Genomic DNA, 19,642 nt, shown 5'->3' with positions numbered 1-19,642 from the left:
GGCTTCCCGTGAGCACCGAAGCGTACGTGTACGACGCGATCCGCACCCCGCGCGGTCGCGGCAAGGCCACCGGCTCCCTGCACGGCACCAAGCCGATCGACCTGGTCGTCGGCCTGATCAAGGAGATCCAGAGCCGCAACCCCGGCCTCGACCCGGCCGCCGTCGACGACATCGTCCTCGGCGTCGTCGCCCCGGTCGGCGACCAGGGCTCCGACATCGCCCGCACCGCGGCCGTCGCCGCCGGACTGCCCGACACCGTCGCCGGCGTCCAGGAGAACCGCTTCTGCGCCTCGGGCCTCGAAGCGGTCAACATGGCCGCCATGAAGGTCCGCTCCGGCTGGGAGGACCTCGTCCTGGCCGGCGGCGTGGAGTCCATGTCCCGCGTGCCGATGGGCTCCGACGGCGGCGCCTGGTTCGCCGACCCGATGACCAACCTGGAGACCAACTTCGTCCCCCAGGGCATCGGCGCCGACCTCATCGCCACCATCGAGGGCTTCTCCCGCCGCGACGTGGACGAGTACGCGGCCCTCTCCCAGGAGCGCGCCGCCGAGGCGTGGAAGAGCGGCCGGTTCGCCCGCTCCGTCGTCCCCGTCAGGGACCGCGCGGGCCTCACGGTCCTCGACCACGACGAGTTCCTGCGCCCCGGCACCACCGCCGACTCCCTGGCGAAGCTCAAGCCGTCCTTCGCGGACATCGGCGAGCTGGGCGGCTTCGACGCGGTGGCGCTGCAGAAGTACCACTGGGTCGAGGAGATCGACCACGTCCACCACGCGGGCAACTCCTCCGGCATCGTCGACGGCGCCGCCCTCGTCGCCGTCGGCTCGAAGGAGATCGGCGAGCGGTACGGGCTGACGCCGCGCGCCCGGATCGTCTCGGTGGCCGTCTCCGGCTCCGAGCCCACCATCATGCTCACCGGCCCGGCCCCGGCCGCCCGCAAGGCGCTCGCCAAGGCCGGTCTGACCATGGACGACATCGACCTGGTCGAGATCAACGAGGCCTTCGCCGCCGTCGTCCTGCGCTTCGTCAAGGACATGGGCATCTCGCTGGACAAGGTCAACGTCAACGGCGGCGCCATCGCGCTCGGCCACCCGCTCGGCGCCACCGGCGCGATGATCCTGGGCACCCTCGTCGACGAGCTGGAGCGCCAGGACAAGCGCTACGGCATGGCCACCCTGTGCGTGGGCGGCGGCATGGGCATCGCCACCGTCGTCGAGCGCGTCTGACCGTCCCGTCCGAACCCCTTCTTACGGAGAAGCATCAGCATGAGCGAGAGCACCACCATCCGCTGGGAGCAGGACGAGACCGGGATCGTCACCCTCGTCCTGGACGACCCGAACCAGTCCGCCAACACCATGAACCAGGCCTTCCGGGCCTCCATCACCGCCATCGCCGACCGCGTGGAGGCCGAGAAGGACTCCATCCGGGGCATCGTCTACACCTCCGCGAAGAAGACCTTCTTCGCCGGCGGCGACCTCAAGGACATGATCCAGGCGGGCCCCGAGCACGCCCGGGACATCTTCGAGGGCGCCCTGGCGATGAAGAACGCCCTGCGCCGCATCGAGACGATCGGCAAGCCGGTCGTGGCCGCGATCAACGGCGCCGCGCTCGGCGGCGGCTACGAGATCGCCCTCGCCTCCCACCACCGGATCGCCCTCGACGCCTCCGGCTCCAAGATCGGCCTGCCCGAGGTCACCCTCGGCCTGCTGCCGGGCGGTGGCGGCGTCACCCGCACCGTGCGCCTGATGGGCATCACCGACGCCCTCCTCAAGGTGCTGCTCCAGGGCACCCAGTACAACCCCAAGCGGGCCCTGGACAACGGCCTGGTGCACGAGCTGGCCGCCACCCCCGAGGAGATGTTCGCGAAGGCCGTCGCCTTCATCGACACCCACCCCGAGTCGCACCAGCCCTGGGACGTGCCCGGTCACAAGATCCCCGGCGGCACCCCCTCGCACCCGAAGTTCGCCGCCAACCTGCCGGCCTTCCCGGCCAACCTGCGCAAGCAGCTCAACGGCGCGCCCTACCCGGCGCCCGCCGCCATCATGGCCGCCGCCGTCGAGGGCTCCCAGGTCGACTTCGAGACCGCGTCCGTCATCGAGTCCCGCTACTTCACCGAGCTGGTCACCGGCCAGACGGCGAAGAACATGATCCAGGCGTTCTTCTTCGACCTCCAGGCCGTCAACTCCGGCGCCAGCCGCCCCAAGGGGATCGAGCGCCGCGAGGTCCGCAAGGTCGCCGTCCTCGGCGCCGGCATGATGGGCGCCGGCATCGCCTACTCCTGCGCCCGCGCCGGCATCGAGGTCGTCCTCAAGGACGTCTCCGCCGAGTCCGCCGCCAAGGGCAAGGCGTACTCCGAGAAGCTGTGCGCCAAGGCCGTCTCGCGCGGCCGCACCACCCAGGAGAAGGCCGACGCCCTCCTCGCCCGCATCACCCCCACCGCCGAGGCCGCCGACCTCGCGGGCTGCGACGCGGTCGTCGAGGCCGTCTTCGAGGACACCGCCCTCAAGCACAAGGTGTTCCAGGAGATCCAGTCCGTCGTGGAGCCCGACGCGCTGCTCTGCTCCAACACCTCCACCCTGCCGATCACCGTCCTCGCCGAAGGCGTGGAGCGCCAGGCCGACTTCATCGGCCTGCACTTCTTCTCGCCCGTCGACAAGATGCCGCTCGTGGAGATCATCAAGGGCGAGCGGACGAGCGACGAGGCCCTGGCCCGCGCCTTCGACCTGGTCCGGCAGATCAACAAGACGCCGATCGTCGTCAACGACTCGCGCGGCTTCTTCACCTCGCGGGTGATCGGCCAGTTCCTCAACGAGGGCGTCGCCATGGTCGGCGAGGGCATCGAGCCCGCCTCGATCGAGCAGGCGGCGGCGCAGGCCGGCTACCCGGCGAAGATCCTCTCCCTGATGGACGAGCTGACCCTGACCCTCCCGCGCAAGATCCGCAACGAGACCAAGCGGGCGATCGAGGAGGCCGGCGGCGTCTGGGCCACCCACCCGGGCGAGGCCGTGATCGACCGCATGGTCGACGAGTTCGGGCGCCCCGGGCGCAGCGGCGGCGCCGGCTTCTACGAGTACGACGAGAACGGCAGGCGGGGCAAGCTCTGGACCGGCCTGCGCGAGCACTTCACCGAGCCGGGATACGAGATCCCCTTCCGCGACATGCAGGAGCGGATGCTGTTCTCCGAGGCCATCGACACCGTCCGCCTCCTGGAGGAGGGCGTCCTGACCTCGGTCGCCGACGCCAACATCGGCTCCATCATGGGCATCGGCTTCCCGGCCTGGACCGGCGGCATCCTCCAGTACGTCAACGGCTACGAGGGTGGCGTCGCCGGCTTCGTCGCCCGCGCCCGCGAGCTGGCGGAGACGTACGGCGAGCGCTTCACCCCGCCGGCCCTCCTGGTGGAGAAGGCCGAGCGGGGCGAGGTCTTCACCGACGCCTGACCGGTGGCTCCGGAGTCCGTGGGGTCGTTCACGGACTCCGGAACGCCGTCCTCAGCTCCTCGCTCAGCGAGCGCTGGAAGGCCGTGACGAGGGCCTGGATCACCATCGGCTGCATGTGGGCCGAGAGCGACCTCATCGCCGTCAGGTGGTCCGGGTCCTCGCCGCTCTCCCGGTACGGGTTCCACACCTGCTCCTGGAAGAGCCGGGCGAGCTCCTGGGCGGCGGTCCGCGCGTGCTCCAGGAGCACGGTCCGGGAGGCCAGGATCGTCTCGTGCTCGATGGGCACGTCCAGCATCTCCACGCCGAGCCGCAGCAGCGAGCCGTCGAGCCGGTACGTGTCGGCGTCGCCGGTCCGCTCCAGGACCCCCATCGCGGCGAGCCGGTCGACGTCCCGCTCGGTCAGCGCCCGCCCGGCCCGCCGCTCCAGCTCCCGCCGGGTGGTCGACTCGGCGGACTCGGGCGCCCACGAGGCCACGAGCGCCCGGTGGACCGCGAGGTCCCGCGCGCTGAGGTCGGGCGGCAGCTGCTCCAGGTAGCGTTCGATCGCGGCGAGCGTCATGCCCTGCCGCTGGAGCTCCTCGATGAGCGCGAGCCGGGAGAGGTGCTCCGGCCCGTAGTGCCCGACCCGCCGGGCCCCGATGACGGGCGGCGGAAGGAGCCCCCGGGTCCCGTAGAACCGCACGGTCCGCACCGTCACCCCGGCCCGCGCGGCCAGCTCGTCCACGGTGTAGCTCGGTCCGAGCTCCACGTCACTCCCGACGTCCATCCGAGCCGCCTCGTTTCCCCAGCCGTCGGCCCGCGTGTCCGGACCGCTTGAACAGTATTGCTGTCTCACCACCCGTGTAAAAGACCGGCGCGATTGTCGGTGGTCACCCGTAGCGTGATCGTCATGAACGGGGCCCTCGCTCTCCCCGGCGCCTCGTGTACCGGGGGATACCGGTCACGGCATACGACTTCGGCCCGTAAGGGACGCGGGGCCGGGGCGTGGTGAGGGGGCGCGGGAGCGCGGGCTAGAGTCGGCCGCCGGCAAGGCGGGGGACAGAGAAGCAGGGGGGAGTTCGATGTACGCGGAACTCAGGGACACGGCCGGGGAATTGGCCGGGATCCTGTGGCGGGAGCACACCGTCTACCGCGAGCGGGGCGGCGGGGTGGTGATCCGGGGCGAGCACGTGCGCCGCTGGATCAGCCTGGCCCCGACCGGGGGCAAGGACCGGGCGCTGCTGCGGGCCGGACGGATCCTGGACGGCGGGACGACGGCGCCGGCGCGCACGGAGGTGGTCGTCGACCTGACGGCCGGGACGGCGGAGCTGGCGGCGGTCTGCCGCGGCCTGCTCGCCGACGTCGCCGCGATGGCCGAGCCGGCGCCCGCGCCGGACCGCGGGGGAAGGGCCGGGAAGCGCGAGAGGCCGGAGCGGAAGGCCCGCGCCCCCCGCTCCGGCCGCCCCCGGAAGGAGCGGCACACCGGCGCCGCCTCCTGGTTCGTCATGATCTGCGTCGCCGCGGTGCTCGGCGCCTGGCTCTACAGCCTCTTCGGGGGCCGGGGCTACTGAGCCGCGGCCCCCGGCCCGGCCGTCAGAAGCCGGTGACCGGATAGTGGTCCGAGAGGTTCGTGTACGTGTAGCCGGTTCCCCAGCTGCCGACCGTCCACGGCGCGCTCTTCTCCAGGACCACGTGGTTGGTCCAGCCGGCCGGCCGGGCGTTCCCCGCGCGGTACAGGACGTGGTCGAGGTCCTCGCGGGGGTCGTCCGGGTAGCGCTCGGAGGCGATCGAGTTCAGCTCGGTGTCGAAGGAGTACGGGTGGCCGGTGCGGGCGTCGGCCCCCGCCAGGCCCGCGTCGGCGAGCATGGTGTCGTACTCGGGCGTGTGCGAGTCGACGTTCATGTCGCCGGCGACGATCACCTGCTCGCCCGCCGGGATCGCCTTGGCGTCGAGGAAGGCGTCGATCGCCTTGAACTGGCGGCTGCGCGTCCGCGCCGCCTCGCCCGCCGCGCAGCCCGGGTCGGTGGACTGGGCGTGGGTGCCGAGGACGTGGACCCGGCTGCCGTTCACGTCGAGCACGGCGTAGGCGAAGCCCTTGTTCGACCACCAGTCGGCGCCGCACGCGTCCTTGTAGACGTACTGCTCCTTGCGGACGATCGGCCACTTGCTGAGGATCGTCACGCCGCCGTCCTCGGGCGTGGTCGCGGAGTAGGATCCGCCGGTGGCGTCCCACCCGCTCCTGCTCCGGCCCACGACCGGGGTCTGGTGCGGGTACTGCCCGGCGGCGTTCGCCTTGAGCGCGTCGGAGGCGGAGTTGTCGAAGACCTCCTGGAGGACCACGACGTCCTGCCCCTGGAAGAAGGGGGCGGTGGGGACCGCCTTCGCCCGGTGGTCCTGCCCCCAGTTCGGATAGAGGCTCTTCGAGAACAGGAACGCGTTGTACGTGAGCACCTTCAGCCGGGGGGCCTCGGTGGTCGCGGCGGAGGCGCCCGGGGCCGTCGCCGTCAGGGTGGCGGCGGCGAGCGCGAGGGAAAGAGCGGCGCCGGGGACGCGGCGGAGCGCGGCGAACGACACGTGAACTCCCGTGGAGACGTGGGGGATTGGCCTGGCGCCGCACATACAATCAGCCGTGGTTACCTTCCGGTAGCCTCTGGGTGCCGGGAATCTGGCCGGACCCGCACGAGCGTGCCAACTCTCACTCCGGTGCCGTATTTGCACCCATTTGCTCCAGGTAGAATGCGCGCATGACCCTCGCGAACTCGCAGATCTTCAAGACGGACCTCGGTCCGCTCAACCCCGTCTGGGCCGAGCTCATCCTCGGCGTGGTGTTGTTCGGCATCACCTTCCTCATCCTGGCGAAGGGGATCCTCCCGAAGATCAAGCGCACGCTCGACCAGCGCGAGGACGCCATCGAGGGCGGCACCGACCGCGCCGACGACCTGCGCACCGAGGCCGCCCAGGTCCGTGAGCAGTACGAGGCCGAGCTCGCCGAGGCCCGCCACGAGGCCGCGCGCATCCGCTCCAAGGCCGTCGAGGAGGGCTCCGCCGCCATCGCCGCCGCCCGCGCCGAGGGCACCGCCGAGCGCGACGCCATCCTCGCCACCGGCACCGCGAAGATCGCCGAGGAGCGCGCCGTCGCCGAGCGCGAGCTCAACGCCGACGTCGACGCCTGGGCCCACGCCCTCGCCGCCCGCATCGTCGGCGAGCCGGTCGGCGCCGACCGCGCCTGACCCGTACACCCGGAAGGGGCCGTCGCCCGGGCGACGGCCCCTTCGTCGTGCCCGCCGCCACGGGTGCACCCTGGAGACGACCGCGGAGGAGAAGGACATGGAACGCGTGAGGCAGGCCGACCCCGCGCCGCCGCCCGCCGGCGGGGTGCTGTGGAGCGTCGCCGGCGACGTCCGGGCGCTCCTCATGCTGCCCGCCGCCCTCACCATGCAGGTCGCCCACCCCGCGATCGGCGCCGGCGTTGACGAGCACTCCGTCTTCCGCACCGACCCCTGGGGCCGCGGCGAGCGCTCCCTGCGCTCGGTCCAGCTCTGGGTCTACGGCGGCGAGGAGGCCGCCCGCGAGGGCCGCCGGCTCCGCGAGCTGCACCGCGCCATCCGGGGCACCGACGCCCACGGCCGCCGCTACCACGCACTCACCCCCTCCTTCTACTCCTGGGTGCACGCCACCGGCTTCCCCGTCTACCGGCACGGCCTCCGCCTGCTCGCCCGCCCCCTCACCGCGGCCCAGGAACGGCAGCTGTACGCCGAGTGGCTCCAGGTCGGCCGCGTCCTCGGCATCCACGACCGGGACATGCCGCAGACGATCGAGGAGTTCTGGCCGTACTACCGGAAGGTCCTCGCCGAGGAGCTGGAGGCCACCGCCGTCGTACGGGAACTCCTCGACACCGACCTGCCCGTCCCCGCCCCCGACCGGGGCCCGCTGCCGCTCCGGCTCGCCCTCCGCCTCCTCTGGCCCCTCCTGCGCCGCCCCTTCCTGAGGCTGCGCGCCTTCCTCACCGCGGGCTTCATGCCCCCGGACGCCCGCGAGGCCATCGGCCTGGAGTGGACGGACGCCCAGGAGCGCGCCCTGCGCCGGCTCTGCCGGGCCCTGCGGGCCGTGGTCCCCGTCCTGCCCGAGCGGCTGCGCTACCTCCCCCTGGCCAGGGAGGCGCGGAGGGCCGCCCGCCGCGCGAAGCGCTGACGGACGGCCCCCGGGACCACTCCACCGCTCGGTACGGCTCGGCCCGGCTCAGTGACCGCCGTGACCCCCGTGGCCGCGCTCGTGGTCGTGGATCGTGTTCGTCGCCGCGACCTTCTTCCACGACTTCGGCCGCACCGGCTTCGCGGCGGCCTCCGTCCCGGCCTGCGGAGCCGTCTGCCGCGCGGTCGCCGGGGCGGACGGGCCGGCCTCGGCCGCCGCCGGAGCGGCCGGCTTCGACGGCTCGTACAGCCAGGTGTCGAACAGCTCGGCCAGCGGCTCGCCGGAGACCCGCTCCGCGTACCGCACGAAGTCGGCCACCCGCGCGTTGCCGTACGCGAACTGCTTCGGCCAGCCCTTCAGGATCGCGAAGAAGTCCTCGTCCCCGATCTCGTTGCGCAGCGCCTGGAGCGCCAGCGCGCCCCGGTCGTAGACGGCGCCGTGGAACTGGTTCTCCGGACCCGGGTCACCCGGCTTCACCGTCCAGAACGGGTCGTCGGCACCCCGCAGCGCGTACACGTAGTCCGCGAACTCCTGCGCCGTGCCCTCGCCCTCCTTCTCCGACCACAGCCACTGGCTGTAGCGGGCGAAGCCCTCGTTGATCCAGATGTCCTTCCAGTCCCGGACGGACACGCTGTCGCCGTACCACTGGTGCGCCAGCTCGTGGACGACCACCGACACGTTCGCGCCGTTGGCGAACTGCCGCGGGCTGTAGAACGGCCGGGTCTGCGTCTCCAGCGCGAAACCGCTGGTCACATTGGGCACGTAACCGCCGAGCGCGTTGAAGGGGTACGGGCCGAAGACCGACTCCAGCCACTCCGCGACCTCGGTGGTGCGCTCGATCGAGGCGCGCGCCGCGCCCGCGTTGGCGCCCAGGTCCTTGCTGTACGCGTTGAGGACCGGCAGGCCGTTCGCCGTCCGGTCCGTCGTGATGTCGAACTTCCCGACGGCGAGCGTGGCCAGGTACGTCGCCTGCGGCTTGTCGGAGCGCCAGTTGAAACGGGTCCGGCCCAGCGACGTGGACTGCGACTGCAGCACGCCGTTGCTGATGGCCTGGTGACCGGACGGCACCGAGACCGAGACGTCGAAGGTGGCCTTGTCCAGCGGGTGGTCGTTGGACGGGAACCACCACACGGCCGAGTCCGGCTCCTGCGCGGCGACGCCGCCGTCCGGGGTGCGGGCCCAGGCCGACCAGCCGTCGATCCTGAACTCGGAGGGCTTGCCCGCGTAGCGGACGACCACCGAGATCTCCTTGTTCCTCTCCAGCGGGACGGCCGGGGTGACCTCCAGCTCGTGGTCGCCCGAAGCGGTGAACTTCGCGACGCGGCCGTTCACCCGGACCTCGCTGACCTTCAGGCCGAGGTCGAGGTTGAACCGGGACAGGTTCTGCTTGGTGGTGGCGAGTATCGTCGCCGTGCCCTCCAGGAGGTCCGTGGCGGGCTCGTACCTCAGGCGCAGGTCGTAGTGGGAGACGTCGTAGCCGCCGTTGCCGCTGGCGGGGTAGTAGGAGTCGCCGATGCCCGGGGCCCCGGGGACGAAGTCGGCCGCCGATGCCGGGATCGCCAGCAGCAGGGAGGCCGCGAGGGCGCTCGGAACGATGATTCTGCGGTGCACAGGTGCTCCCCAAGTCATAAGAAACGTAAGACGCGCGGGTGGTCGTCGGTCCTTAACCGCGACACTATTCAGCGCCCCGACGGACCGTCACGTCCAGAGGACCTCCTGTCACACGATCGCCATTCGGCCGACACGAACCCCTCCACCCACGGGACCACCCCGAAGGAACCCTGATTACCTCCGGCGCTCTTTTGCACGGGAGTTGACCGGGGTACGTTCCCGCCCATGCCGATGCGAAAGCGGATCACCCGCGGAGCCCGAGCGCCGTACGGAACCCTCGTGGCGGCGGCCACGGCCGCGCTGCTCGCGACCCTCGTCACCCCGGCCGGCGCCCGGACGGACCCCGCCGCGCCCGCGGCCGGGTCCGTGCGCGAGTCGCGCCCCGTCCACTCGTACGCCGACGCCGTCCGCGAGTCCGTCTGGGTCGACACCGGACTCGACGGCGACGGCGACGGGCGCGCCGACCGGGTCGCCGTCGACGTCGTCCGCCCCCGGGAACCCGCCGCGGCCGGCCGGAAGATCCCGGTGATCATGGACGCCAGCCCGTACTACGCCTGCTGCGGACGCGGCAACGAGAGCCAGAGGAAGACCTACGACGCCGACGGGAAGCCGGTCCGGTTCCCGCTGTACTACGACAACTACTTCGTCCCGCGCGGCTACGCCTTCGTCGCCGTCGACCTCGCCGGGACCAACCGCTCCGACGGCTGCGACGACGTCGGCGGACGCTCCGACGTGCGGTCCGCCAAGGCCGTCGTCGACTGGCTCAACGGACGAGCCCGCGGCTACACCACCCGCACCGGCACGGCCCCGGCCCGCGCCACCGGCTGGAGCACCGGGAACGTCGGCATGATCGGCAAGAGCTGGGACGGCACCGTCGCCAACGGCGTGGCCGCCACCGGCGTCGAAGGGCTGAAAACGATCGTCCCCATCGGCGCCATCTCCTCCTGGTACGACTACTTCCACTCCCAGGGCGCCCCCCTCTACAACGCCAACCCGAGCTGGCTCTCCGACTACGTGAACAGCCCGGAGGCACGGGCCCGCTGCGGCGCCGTCCAGGACCGCATCACCGCCGCCACCCCCTACAGCGGCGACTGGACCGCCGCCTGGAGCGAGCGCGACCACGTCAAGGACGCCGGCCGGGTGAAGGCCAGCGTCTTCGCCGTGCACGGACTGCAGGACCTCAACGTGCGGGCCGGACAGTTCGGCCGGTGGTGGGACGCGCTCGCCGCCCACGGCGTCGAGCGGAAGGTCTGGCTCTCGCAGACCGGTCACGTCGACCCCTTCGACTTCCGGCGCGCCGACTGGGTCCGCACCCTGCACCGCTGGTTCGACCACTACCTCCTCGGCCACGACAACGGCATCGACCGCGAGCCCGTCGCCGACGTCGAGCGCGCACCGGACCACTGGACCACCGACCGGCACTGGCCGCCGCGCGGCACCGCGACCACCACCCTGCGCCCCGCCCCCGGCCCCGCCGACGGCCCCGGCGTCCTCGGCCGCGCCCCCGCCGCCCCCGGCTCCACCGCGACCTTCACCGACGACCCGGCCCTGGGCGAACTGGACTGGGCGGCCCGGATCGACACCGCGACCCCCGAGAAGGCCGGGTTCGTCACCCGGCCGCTCTCCCGCGACCTGCGGATCGCCGGTTCCTCCCGGGTGACGGTCACCGCCACCCCGACCACCGCCACCGCCCACCTCTCCGCCGTCCTCGTCGACCTCGGCCCCGCCACCATCCGCGACTACACGGCGGCGGGGGAGGGCATCACCACCCTCGACGAGCGCACCTGCTGGGGCGCGAGCACACCCGGCGACAGCGCCTGCTACCGGGAGACCGCGGCCCGCACCACCGCCGTCGGACACACGGTCGTCAGCCGCGGCTGGGCCGACCTCGGCACCTGGGCCGACCCCAGGAAGGAACGCCCGCTGACCCCCGGCAGGGCGTACACCCTCACCCTGGACCTCGCCGCCACCGACCACGTCGTCCCGGCCGGCCACCGGCTCGCCCTGATCGTCGGCGGCACCGACCGGGACCTGCTCGACCCCCCGTCGACCACCCCCGCCCTCACCCTGGACCTCGCCCGCACCCGGGCGGAACTGCCCCTGGTCGGCGGCGCGGGCGCCTTCGTCCGGGCCACGAGGGGACCGGCCCCGGCCCTCTCCGCGCCGCCGTCCGACCTCCTGCCCCCGGGCGGATCCGCACCGCCGGCCGCCGTCGCCGGGCCGCGCCTGCCCGGAGCGGGGGCCGCCCGATGAGGACCCGTACCGCACGGCGGGGTTCACGGCGCGCGCTCGCCCTCGTGGCGGGCGCCGCCGCCCTCGCCCTGCCGCTCGTCGCCGTCCCCGCCGAGACCGCGGGAAGCGCCCCCGCGCAACCGCCGCCGCGGACCGGTTTCGAGACGAGCCGGGGCGCCCGGTGGACCACCGAGGCCGAGGAGCGGGACTTCCTCGCCGCCGTCGACCGGGCGGGCGACCGGGTGTCGCTGCGCGAGATCGGCACGACCGCCCAGGGCCGCCCGCTCCGGCTCGCCACCCTCGGCGCGGCCCGGGCCGCCACGACCGTGCTCCTCGTGTGCAGCCAGCACGGCGACGAGCCCGCCGGCCGCGAGGCCTGTCTGAGCACGGTCCGCGACCTCGCGTTCGCCCGGGACCCGGAGACCCGCCGCTTCCTCGACCGCACCACCGTCCTGGTCGTCCCGACCGCGAACCCCGACGGCCGGGAGGCCGACACCCGGGGCAACGCCGACGGCATCGACGTCAACCGCGACCACATCGCCCTGCGGACCGCCGAGGCACGGGCGGTCGCCGCCCTCGTCCGCGACCGGCGCCCCCACCTCGTGTACGACCTGCACGAGTACGGCGCCACCCCCCGGTACTACGAGAAGGACCTGCTCGCGCTCTGGCCCCGCAGCCTCGACGCCGACCCGCACGTCCACGACGAGTCCCGGACGCTCTCCGAGGCGTACGTCCGTCCCGCCGCCGGACTCGCCGGGTACACCACCGGGATCTACGGCATCTGGACCGATCCGCTCACCGGCGAACCGGTCCGGCAGGTCGCGGGCGACGGCCAGGAGCGGATCCTGCGCAACACGGCCGGCATCAAGCACGCGGCCGGCCTGCTCGTCGAGACCCGGGTGGACGCGCTCGACCGGGCGGAGAAGGACGACCCGGCCCGCAACCACCGGCGCCGGGTCGCCACCCAGCACGCCGCCCTGGAGGGGATGTTCGCCTACCTCGACGAGCGGCGCGGCCCGCTGGCGGCGGCCACCGCCCGCGCCCGGCTCGCCGGCCTCGCCGACCGGGGCCCGGTCTTCCTCGGCGGCGCCGACAACGACCCGCCGGAGCCGGAGGAGATCCTGACCGACCCGCCCTGCGGCTACCGCCTGGACGCCGCGCAGTACGCCGAGGCCGGCGACGAACTCGCCCTGCACGGCGTCACCGTGCGCCGGGAGGGCGCGGGGGCGTTCGTGCCGCTGCGGCAGTCGCAGCGCGCGCTCGTCCCGCTCCTGCTCGACGGGCGGGCCGCCCATCACCTCGTCGGTGGGAGTCCTGTGGAGGAGTGTTGACGACCCTGTGGGCCGGGAGGCCCACGCCGTGTCTTCCCCGTTTGCCGAGGTAAAGTTACCCGCCGGTACTGACCATGCCTCGAACGGGCCGTCCCGGCCCGGAAGTTGGAGAGACACCATGCGTTCCACCACGACCGCGCGCCGCGTCCTGCCGGCCCTGCTCGCCGCCGCACTGCTGGCCGGGGGTGTACTGGCGGGCCAGACGGCGACCGCCGGGCCCGCGGCGGCCGGCGGCATCACCTGCGACATCGGCAAGCTGAAGGCCGACGCCCGCAAGGAGCGCGACCGCGCGGCCAAGCTCGAGCGCCTCGGCGCCACGACGGAGGCCAGGAAGGCCCTCTCCAGGGCCGCGGCCCTGGAGAAGCGCGCCAAGCAGTGCGCCGACGCGGACGACGACAGCCGCCCGCCGTTCGGCAGGTAACACCCCACGCGGGGCGGCCGCCGTCCGAAAGGAGGGCGACCGCCCCGCGGCCGTTCGGTCCGGCGGTCCGGCGGTTCACGGACCAGGACCGGTGTCCGTACCCGGACCAGGACATTTCCAGGACGGATCAGCCATGGAACGGGCCGCTCCGCGGGGAAATACTCGAAGCATGCCGTCCGCGTACACCAGCCTCGACCTCACCCCCGCGACCGACCCCGCCCCCACCGACCTCCTGGTCGGCGGCAGGCCCCTGCTCCACCGGCTCGACGGGGCCGACGGCGCGGACACGGTCTCCCCCCTGACGTCGGACCTCCCGCCCGTCCTCCGGGCCGAGCGCGTCCGCCGCCTCCTCGACGCCGGCGACCACGGCCTCCCGGGCGGCCGGTACGTGATCCACTCCTGCCCCGACTGCGACGACCCCGGCTGCGGAGCCGTCACGGCCGTCGTGGAGCGCGACGGCGACGACGTCGTCTGGCGCGACTTCGCCTGGTGGACCGGCCCCGCCGTGGACCTCGCGCGCGACGGCTACCCCGGCACCGGCCCGTACCGCTTCCACGGCCCCACCCACCGGGCCGTGCTCCTCCGGCTCCTCGACGGAACCTTGCGGGGGACCGCCCCCGTCCCGGTGGGCGCCTCCCGCGGCTGACCCGGCCCCCGCCGCCCCCTCTGCCCGTGCCCCGGCCCCCGCCGCGCCCCGGCCCCCTCGGTGGATCCTCCCGTCGCCTAGGATTCGTTTCCTGATGACTGCAACCCTCGTCGCCAAGGACCTCGCCGCCGGCCACGGCGAGCGCACCCTCTTCGCCCAGCTCGACCTCGTCGTCGCCCCCGGCGACGTCATCGGCCTCGTCGGCGTCAACGGCGCCGGCAAGTCGACCCTGCTGCGGCTGCTCGCCGGGCTCGACACCCCGGAGGAGGGCGAGCTGAGGCTCTCCCCGCCCACCGCCTCCGTCGGCCACCTCCCGCAGGAGCCCGAGCGGCGCGAGGGCGAGACCGTGCGCGCGTTCCTCGCCCGGCGCACCGGCGTCGCCGCCGCCCAGACCGCGATGGACGAGGCCACCCAGGGCCTCGTCGACGGCACCCCCGGCGCCGACGACGCGTACGCCGTCAGCCTGGAGCGCTGGCTGAACCTCGGCGGCGCCGACCTCGACGAGCGCGCCGAGGAGGTCGCGGGCTCCCTCGGGCTCACCGTCGGCCTCGACCAGCCGATGACCTCCCTCTCCGGCGGCCAGGCCGCCCGTGCAGGCCTCGCCTCCCTCCTCCTCTCCCGCTACGACGTCTTCCTGCTCGACGAGCCCACCAACGACCTGGACCTCGACGGCCTGGAGCGACTGGAGGCCTTCGTGAAGGGGCTGCGCGCCGGGACGGTCGTCGTCAGCCACGACCGCGAGTTCCTCGCCCGCACCGTCACCAAGGTCCTCGAACTCGACCTCGCCCAGCAGCAGATCACCCTGTACGGCGGCGGTTACGAGGCCTACCTGGAGGAGCGGGACACCGCCCGGCGCCACGCGCGCGAGGAGTTCGAGGAGTACGCCGGGAAGAAGGCGGCCCTCGAAGCGCGCGGCCACATGCAGCGGTCCTGGATGGACAAGGGCGTCAGGAACGCGCGCCGCAAGGCCACCGACGGAGACAAGCTCGGCCGCAACGCCCGCAGCGAGGCCAGCGAGAAGCAGGCCGCGAAGGCCCGGCAGACCCAGCGCATGATCGAGCGCCTCGACGTCGTCGAGGAGCCCCGCAAGGAGTGGGAGCTGCGCATGGAGATCGCCGCCGCCCCGCGCTCCGGCTCGGTCGTGGCGACCCTGCGCGAGGCCGAGGTGCGCCGCGGCGACTTCTCCTTCGGCCCCGTCACCCTCCAGATCGACTGGGCCGACCGGGTCGCCGTCACCGGCGCCAACGGCGCCGGGAAGTCGACCCTGCTCGCCGCCCTCCTCGGCCGCCTCCCGCTGGACTCGGGCGACGCGTCGCTCGGCCCGGGGGTCGTCGTCGGCGAGGTCGACCAGGCCCGCAAGCTCTTCCACGGCACCGAGACCCTCCTGGAGGCGTTCTGCGCGGCCGTGCCCGACACCGAGCCCGCCGAGGTCAGGACCCTGCTCGCCAAGTTCGGCCTGAAGGCCGTCCACGTGCTGCGGCCCGCCACCACCCTCTCGCCGGGCGAACGGACCCGGGCCGCCCTCGCCCTGCTCCAGGGCCGGGGCGTGAATCTGCTGGTCCTCGACGAGCCGACCAACCACCTGGACCTCCCGGCGATCGAACAGCTGGAGTCCGCCCTCGACTCGTACACCGGCACGCTGCTGCTCGTCACCCACGACCGGCGCATGCTCGACGCCGTCCGCACCACCCGCCGCGTCGAGGTCGCGGACGGCAGGGTCACCGAGCTCTGAGACACCCCCCGGCCCGGGCCGCCCGCCCTGCACGGGCGCGACCCGGGCCGTGAACTGTACGCACGACGGCTCTCCGCGGGGGCGCGGCCGGCCCCGTCCCCGCGGACGGCACTCTTCAGGAGGCACCACATGACCGACGACGGCATCACCCGGCTCCTCGCGATGCTGGACGACCTCGACGCGGACGTCGACGCGACGATCGACCTCGCCGACGAGATCACGGCGACGGGCGGTCCGGAGCTGCTGCCGCGCCTGGAGGCCGAGCTCGGCCGGGCGGTCGAGGAGCGCAACGGGTACGCCCGCGAGCTGCTCGGCGGCGTCGTCGCGGGCGTCGGCGGCACTGGCAGCCTCCCGGTCCTGGTGCGGGCCTCCGCCGTAGACCTCGGCGACGACCAGGACGGCCTGGCCGCCGAGATCGTCGACCTGGTCCAGGCGGACCCGCAGCAGGCCGAGGGCCTGCTGCGGCCCCTGACGGAGGACGACGACCTCACCGTCGCCCACCGCGCCGACTGGGCCCTGCGCTTCCTGCCGTAGAAGCACGTGTACGGGAAGGGGCCGCGCCCCTTCCCGTACACCGGCACTACCTACCGGCGCTTGCCGCCGCCCTCGCCCAGCAGGCCCGCCTTGCGGAGGGCGTCGGCCATGGCGCTGTTGGCGGGCGCCGGGGCCGCGCCGCGATCCCGGCCACCGCCGCCCCGGCCCCCCTGGTCGCCGCGCTCGGCCCGGCGGCCACCGCCACCGCCACCGCCACCGCCGCCCTGCCGTTGCTGCGGCGGCCGGCCGGAGCGCTCGCCCCGGTCGCGCCTCGGGGCGCCACCGCCCGCCGCGTCCGCGCCCGGCTCGTCGTCGAGCCGCAGCGTCAGCGAGATCCGCTTGCGGGGGACGTCCACGTCCAGGACCTTCACCTTCACCACGTCGCCGGGCTTCACCACGTCGCGCGGGTCCTTCACGAAGGTCTTCGACATCGCGGACACGTGCACCAGACCGTCCTGGTGCACGCCGACGTCCACGAACGCCCCGAACGCCGCCACGTTGGTGACCACGCCCTCCAGGACCATCCCGGACGCCAGGTCGCCGATCTTCTCGACGCCCTCCTTGAAGGTGGCCGTCCGGAACGCCGGACGCGGGTCGCGGCCCGGCTTCTCCAGCTCGCGCAGGATGTCCGTCACCGTCGGCAGGCCGAAGCTCTCGTCCACGAAGTCGTCCGCGCGCAGCGAGCGCAGCGTGCCCGTGTCGCCGATCAGCGACGCGACCTCGCCGCCGGTCCTCTTCGCCATCCGGCGCACCACCGGATACGCCTCCGGGTGCACGGAGGAGGCGTCGAGCGGGTCGTCACCGCCCCGGATGCGCAGGAAGCCCGCGCACTGCTCGTACGCCTTCGGGCCGAGCCGGGCCACGTCCTTGAGCGCCCGGCGGGAGCGGAAGGGGCCGTTGGCGTCCCGGTGCGCGACGATGTTCTCGGCGAGGCCCGAGCTGATGCCCGAGACGCGCGAGAGGAGCGGCGCGGAGGCGGTGTTGACGTCCACGCCGACACCGTTCACACAGTCCTCGACCACCGCGTCGAGCGAGCGCGAGAGCTTCACCTCGGCCAGGTCGTGCTGGTACTGGCCGACGCCGATCGACTTCGGGTCGATCTTCACCAGCTCCGCCAGCGGGTCCTGGAGCCGCCGGGCGATGGAGACGGCGCCGCGCAACGACACGTCCAGGCCGGGGAGTTCCTGCGAGGCGAACGCGGAGGCCGAATAGACCGAGGCGCCGGCCTCCGAGACCATCACCTTGGTCAGGTTCAACTCGGGGTGCCTGTCGATGAGTTCGGTCGCCAGCCGGTCGGTCTCGCGGGAGGCCGTGCCGTTGCCGATCGCGACCAGCTCGACCGCGTGCTCCTTCGCGAGCCGCGCGAGGGTCGCCAGGGACTGGTCCCACCTGTTCGCCGGGACGTGGGGGTGGATCGTGTCGGTGGCGACGACCTTGCCGGTCGCGTCCACGACGGCGACCTTCACGCCCGTGCGGAACCCGGGGTCGAGGCCCAGGGTCGCCCGGGTGCCGGCCGGCGCGGCGAGCAGCAGGTCCCGCAGGTTCGCCGCGAAGACCCGTACGGCCTCGTCCTCGGCGGCCGTCCGCAGCCGCAGCCGCAGGTCGATCCCGAGGTGGACCAGGATCCGGGTCCGCCAGGCCCAGCGGACCGTGTCCCGGAGCCACTTGTCCCCGGGGCGCCCCCGGTCGGCCACGCCGAAGCGGTGCGCGACGATCCCCTCGTACGAGGAAGGCCCCTCGACGGGCTCCTCCGGCTCCAGGTCCAGGGCGAGCACGTCCTCCTTCTCGCCGCGCAGCATGGCGAGCACCCGGTGCGAGGGGAGCGCCGTGAACGGCTCGGCGAAGTCGAAGTAGTCGGCGAACTTCGCCCCCGCCTCCTCCTTGCCCTCACGGACCTTCGCCACGACACGGCCCCGGCCCCACATGCGCTCGCGCAGCTCGCCGATGAGGTCGGCGTCCTCGGAGAACTTCTCCGCGAGGATCGCCCGCGCGCCCTCCAGGGCCGCCGCCGCGTCCGCGACGCCCTTGTCCGCGTCCACGAAGGCCGCCGCGGCGGCCGACGGCTCCACGGACGGGTCGGAGAGCAGCCCCTCCGCCAGCGGCTCCAGACCGGCTTCGCGGGCGATCTGCGCCTTGGTCCGGCGCTTCGGTTTGAAGGGCAGGTAGATGTCCTCCAGGCGCGCCTTGGTGTCGGCGGCCAGGATGCGGGCCTCCAGGTCCTCCGTCAGCCTGCCCTGCTCGCGGACCGAGTCGAGGACGGCCGACCGGCGGTCCTCCAGTTCGCGCAGGTAGCGCAGCCGCTCCTCCAGGGTGCGCAGCTGCGCGTCGTCGAGCGTCTCGGTCGCTTCCTTGCGGTAGCGCGCGATGAACGGCACGGTCGAACCGCCGTCGAGGAGCTCGACGGCTGCCCTCACCTGTCGCTCGCGTACGCCGAGCTCCTCGGCGATCCTTGCTTCGATGGACGTCGTCACGGTGTCCCGACTCGCCTTCTCGTGCCTCAAGCTTGCGACTGCATTGTGCCGGGTCGGTCACCCGTGCGCGGCAACCGACCCGTCCCGCGCGTCCTTCAGCCCTTGCCGACGAGGTCCTCCGGGAAGGCGCCCGCGGCCGCCGCCGCGAAGACGAAGCCACGGCCCAGCTCGGTGAGGCGCTCGACGCCGGGCGCGCCGAGGTGCTCGTACGGGGCGGAGTCCAGCCGGTCGGTGTGCTCCTCGATCTCGGCGCGCAGGGCCGCCCCGGCCTCGGTCAGCTCGCCCTCGGCGTCGATCAGGCCCCGGTCGCGCAGCCGCTGCACCGCCCCCTCCCAGTCGACGCGCCGCCAGCCCCGGGAGCCGAGGGCCCAGCGCGGAGCCATGCCCCTGCCGGTGGCGGTGTGGGAGGCGAGGGCCTCCACGGGGTCGAGCCCGGCGGAGAGCAGGGCCGCGAGGTGCCCGTCGCCCCGGTGCTCGCGCAGCAGGGTGGTGGCGTGCCAGTAGGCGAGGTGGGGCTCCTCGGGGACCGGCAGGTCGGCGTTGGCCGAGTACAGGGGCCGGGCGTGCCGGGTGCAGGCCTCGGCGGCCCGCAGCGCGAGCTCCGCCGCCTCGGCCATCTCCGGGGAGGCGACGACGTCCTCGCCGAGCAGCCGGCGCAGGGTGCTGTCGACGGCACGCAGCCGCGCGGCCAGGACCTCGGCGGGAGAGGCGGTCTCCCACACGGCGGGCAGGTGCCGGGCCAGCAGCTCATGGTTGTAGTTGTAGAAGGTCGCGGCGACCGTGCCCGCCCCCACCGCGCCGAGCGGGGCGCTCCGGGCGGCGAGCCGCACCGCGCTCTGGTCGGTGATGCCGAGGGCGGAGAGCTCGCGGTCCAGGTCCGGCGAGAAGTACAGCGAGGAGTGCAGCGAGTTCAGGGCGTTGTGGCAGCGGCGTCCGGCGCGCGGCGGCAGGATGTTCGTCATGCCCTGAACGTTACCGACTGGTCGGTACGACGGGAACAGGCGCACCGGCCGCCGGCGGGAACGGAGACGCTCCGCCGTCGGCGGGACCCGGCGCG

Annotated in this window: 16 protein-coding genes; 11 read left to right on the top strand and 5 right to left on the bottom strand. The window is 73.7% G+C overall.

What is annotated here, in order from left to right; genetic code table 11:
* The first annotated feature begins 8 nt into the window (after nt 1-8).
* On the top strand, nt 9-1,223 hold the full coding sequence (locus ACFY7E_RS21205; protein ID WP_389487018.1) for an acetyl-CoA C-acetyltransferase: 1,215 nt from the start codon (nt 9-11) through the stop codon (nt 1,221-1,223).
* Nucleotides 1,224-1,262: 39 nt separating this feature from the next.
* Complete coding sequence (locus ACFY7E_RS21200; RefSeq protein WP_389487016.1) at nt 1,263-3,437, top strand: 3-hydroxyacyl-CoA dehydrogenase NAD-binding domain-containing protein; 2,175 nt, start codon at nt 1,263-1,265, stop codon at nt 3,435-3,437.
* 28 nt (nt 3,438-3,465) lie between these two features.
* Here the strand turns inward: ACFY7E_RS21200 and ACFY7E_RS21195 are convergent, their stop codons facing one another.
* A complete protein-coding gene (locus tag ACFY7E_RS21195; protein WP_389487014.1) occupies nt 3,466-4,203 on the bottom strand; it encodes a MerR family transcriptional regulator in 738 nt (245 codons plus the stop codon).
* Nucleotides 4,204-4,498: 295 nt separating this feature from the next.
* Between ACFY7E_RS21195 and ACFY7E_RS21190 the strand changes: the two genes are divergently transcribed.
* Entirely contained in the window at nt 4,499-4,987 is a 489-nt protein-coding gene (locus ACFY7E_RS21190) for a hypothetical protein (RefSeq protein WP_383439778.1), read from the top strand.
* Nucleotides 4,988-5,009: 22 nt separating this feature from the next.
* Here the strand turns inward: ACFY7E_RS21190 and sph are convergent, their stop codons facing one another.
* Nucleotides 5,010-6,035, bottom strand: coding sequence for a sphingomyelin phosphodiesterase (gene sph / locus ACFY7E_RS21185; RefSeq protein WP_389487012.1), 1,026 nt, complete (start codon nt 6,033-6,035; stop codon nt 5,010-5,012).
* Between the two features lie 125 nt (nt 6,036-6,160).
* Here sph and ACFY7E_RS21180 point away from each other — a divergent pair, with 125 nt between their 5' ends.
* Entirely contained in the window at nt 6,161-6,646 is a 486-nt protein-coding gene (locus ACFY7E_RS21180) for a hypothetical protein (RefSeq protein ID WP_383439775.1), read from the top strand.
* Nucleotides 6,647-6,743: 97 nt separating this feature from the next.
* Entirely contained in the window at nt 6,744-7,607 is an 864-nt protein-coding gene (locus ACFY7E_RS21175) for an oxygenase MpaB family protein (RefSeq protein ID WP_389487010.1), read from the top strand.
* A gap of 48 nt (nt 7,608-7,655) precedes the next feature.
* On the opposite strand, the gene ACFY7E_RS21170 is transcribed toward ACFY7E_RS21175, so the two are convergent.
* Nucleotides 7,656-9,218, bottom strand: coding sequence for a M1 family metallopeptidase (locus ACFY7E_RS21170; RefSeq protein ID WP_389487008.1), 1,563 nt, complete (start codon nt 9,216-9,218; stop codon nt 7,656-7,658).
* A gap of 225 nt (nt 9,219-9,443) precedes the next feature.
* Between ACFY7E_RS21170 and ACFY7E_RS21165 the strand changes: the two genes are divergently transcribed.
* The 6 genes from ACFY7E_RS21165 to ACFY7E_RS21140 all read left to right on the top strand — a co-directional run bounded on the left by ACFY7E_RS21165 (nt 9,444) and on the right by ACFY7E_RS21140 (nt 16,114).
* Nucleotides 9,444-11,471 carry a Xaa-Pro dipeptidyl-peptidase gene (locus ACFY7E_RS21165; RefSeq protein WP_389487006.1) on the top strand — a complete coding sequence of 676 codons (2,028 nt, stop codon included), beginning with the start codon at nt 9,444-9,446 and terminating at the stop codon, nt 11,469-11,471.
* Nucleotides 11,468-12,781 (top strand): M14 family metallocarboxypeptidase, encoded by a 1,314-nt coding sequence (locus tag ACFY7E_RS21160; protein ID WP_389487004.1) that lies wholly within the window; start codon nt 11,468-11,470, stop codon nt 12,779-12,781. Before ACFY7E_RS21165 ends, ACFY7E_RS21160 begins: the two co-directional genes overlap by 4 nt.
* 118 nt (nt 12,782-12,899) lie before the next feature.
* A complete protein-coding gene (locus ACFY7E_RS21155; protein WP_389487002.1) occupies nt 12,900-13,202 on the top strand; it encodes a hypothetical protein in 303 nt (100 codons plus the stop codon).
* Nucleotides 13,203-13,371: 169 nt separating this feature from the next.
* On the top strand, nt 13,372-13,848 hold the full coding sequence (locus ACFY7E_RS21150; protein WP_389487000.1) for a hypothetical protein: 477 nt from the start codon (nt 13,372-13,374) through the stop codon (nt 13,846-13,848).
* A gap of 94 nt (nt 13,849-13,942) precedes the next feature.
* Entirely contained in the window at nt 13,943-15,580 is a 1,638-nt protein-coding gene (locus tag ACFY7E_RS21145) for an ABC-F family ATP-binding cassette domain-containing protein (RefSeq protein ID WP_383439764.1), read from the top strand.
* Nucleotides 15,581-15,709: 129 nt separating this feature from the next.
* Entirely contained in the window at nt 15,710-16,114 is a 405-nt protein-coding gene (locus ACFY7E_RS21140) for a hypothetical protein (protein WP_389486998.1), read from the top strand.
* 50 nt (nt 16,115-16,164) lie between these two features.
* Here ACFY7E_RS21140 and ACFY7E_RS21135 read toward each other — a convergent pair whose 3' ends face one another.
* On the bottom strand, nt 16,165-18,585 hold the full coding sequence (locus ACFY7E_RS21135) for a Tex family protein (RefSeq protein ID WP_389486996.1): 2,421 nt from the start codon (nt 18,583-18,585) through the stop codon (nt 16,165-16,167).
* Nucleotides 18,586-18,680: 95 nt separating this feature from the next.
* Nucleotides 18,681-19,547, bottom strand: a complete 867-nt coding sequence (locus tag ACFY7E_RS21130; RefSeq protein ID WP_389486994.1) for a hypothetical protein — start codon at nt 19,545-19,547, stop codon at nt 18,681-18,683.
* Nucleotides 19,548-19,642 lie beyond the last annotated feature (95 nt).

The organism is Streptomyces sp. NPDC012825 (genome assembly GCF_042900925.1).
Classification (GTDB): Bacteria; Actinomycetota; Actinomycetes; order Streptomycetales; family Streptomycetaceae; genus Streptomyces.
This window is presented reverse-complemented; position numbering and strand designations above follow the sequence as displayed.

What these genes read in the sequence shown, in the direction of transcription:
- ACFY7E_RS21200 (WP_389487016.1), top strand. Translation starts at nt 1,263, where the DNA reads ATGAGCGAGAGCACCACCATCCGCTGGGAGCAGGACGAGACCGGGATC.
- ACFY7E_RS21195 (WP_389487014.1), bottom strand. Translation starts at nt 4,203, where the DNA reads ATGGACGTCGGGAGTGACGTGGAGCTCGGACCGAGCTACACCGTGGAC.
- ACFY7E_RS21190 (WP_383439778.1), top strand. Translation starts at nt 4,499, where the DNA reads ATGTACGCGGAACTCAGGGACACGGCCGGGGAATTGGCCGGGATCCTG.
- sph (WP_389487012.1), bottom strand. Translation starts at nt 6,035, where the DNA reads ATGTGCGGCGCCAGGCCAATCCCCCACGTCTCCACGGGAGTTCACGTG.
- ACFY7E_RS21180 (WP_383439775.1), top strand. Translation starts at nt 6,161, where the DNA reads ATGACCCTCGCGAACTCGCAGATCTTCAAGACGGACCTCGGTCCGCTC.
- ACFY7E_RS21175 (WP_389487010.1), top strand. Translation starts at nt 6,744, where the DNA reads ATGGAACGCGTGAGGCAGGCCGACCCCGCGCCGCCGCCCGCCGGCGGG.
- ACFY7E_RS21165 (WP_389487006.1), top strand. Translation starts at nt 9,444, where the DNA reads ATGCCGATGCGAAAGCGGATCACCCGCGGAGCCCGAGCGCCGTACGGA.
- ACFY7E_RS21160 (WP_389487004.1), top strand. Translation starts at nt 11,468, where the DNA reads ATGAGGACCCGTACCGCACGGCGGGGTTCACGGCGCGCGCTCGCCCTC.
- ACFY7E_RS21155 (WP_389487002.1), top strand. Translation starts at nt 12,900, where the DNA reads ATGCGTTCCACCACGACCGCGCGCCGCGTCCTGCCGGCCCTGCTCGCC.
- ACFY7E_RS21150 (WP_389487000.1), top strand. Translation starts at nt 13,372, where the DNA reads ATGCCGTCCGCGTACACCAGCCTCGACCTCACCCCCGCGACCGACCCC.
- ACFY7E_RS21145 (WP_383439764.1), top strand. Translation starts at nt 13,943, where the DNA reads ATGACTGCAACCCTCGTCGCCAAGGACCTCGCCGCCGGCCACGGCGAG.
- ACFY7E_RS21140 (WP_389486998.1), top strand. Translation starts at nt 15,710, where the DNA reads ATGACCGACGACGGCATCACCCGGCTCCTCGCGATGCTGGACGACCTC.
- ACFY7E_RS21130 (WP_389486994.1), bottom strand. Translation starts at nt 19,547, where the DNA reads ATGACGAACATCCTGCCGCCGCGCGCCGGACGCCGCTGCCACAACGCC.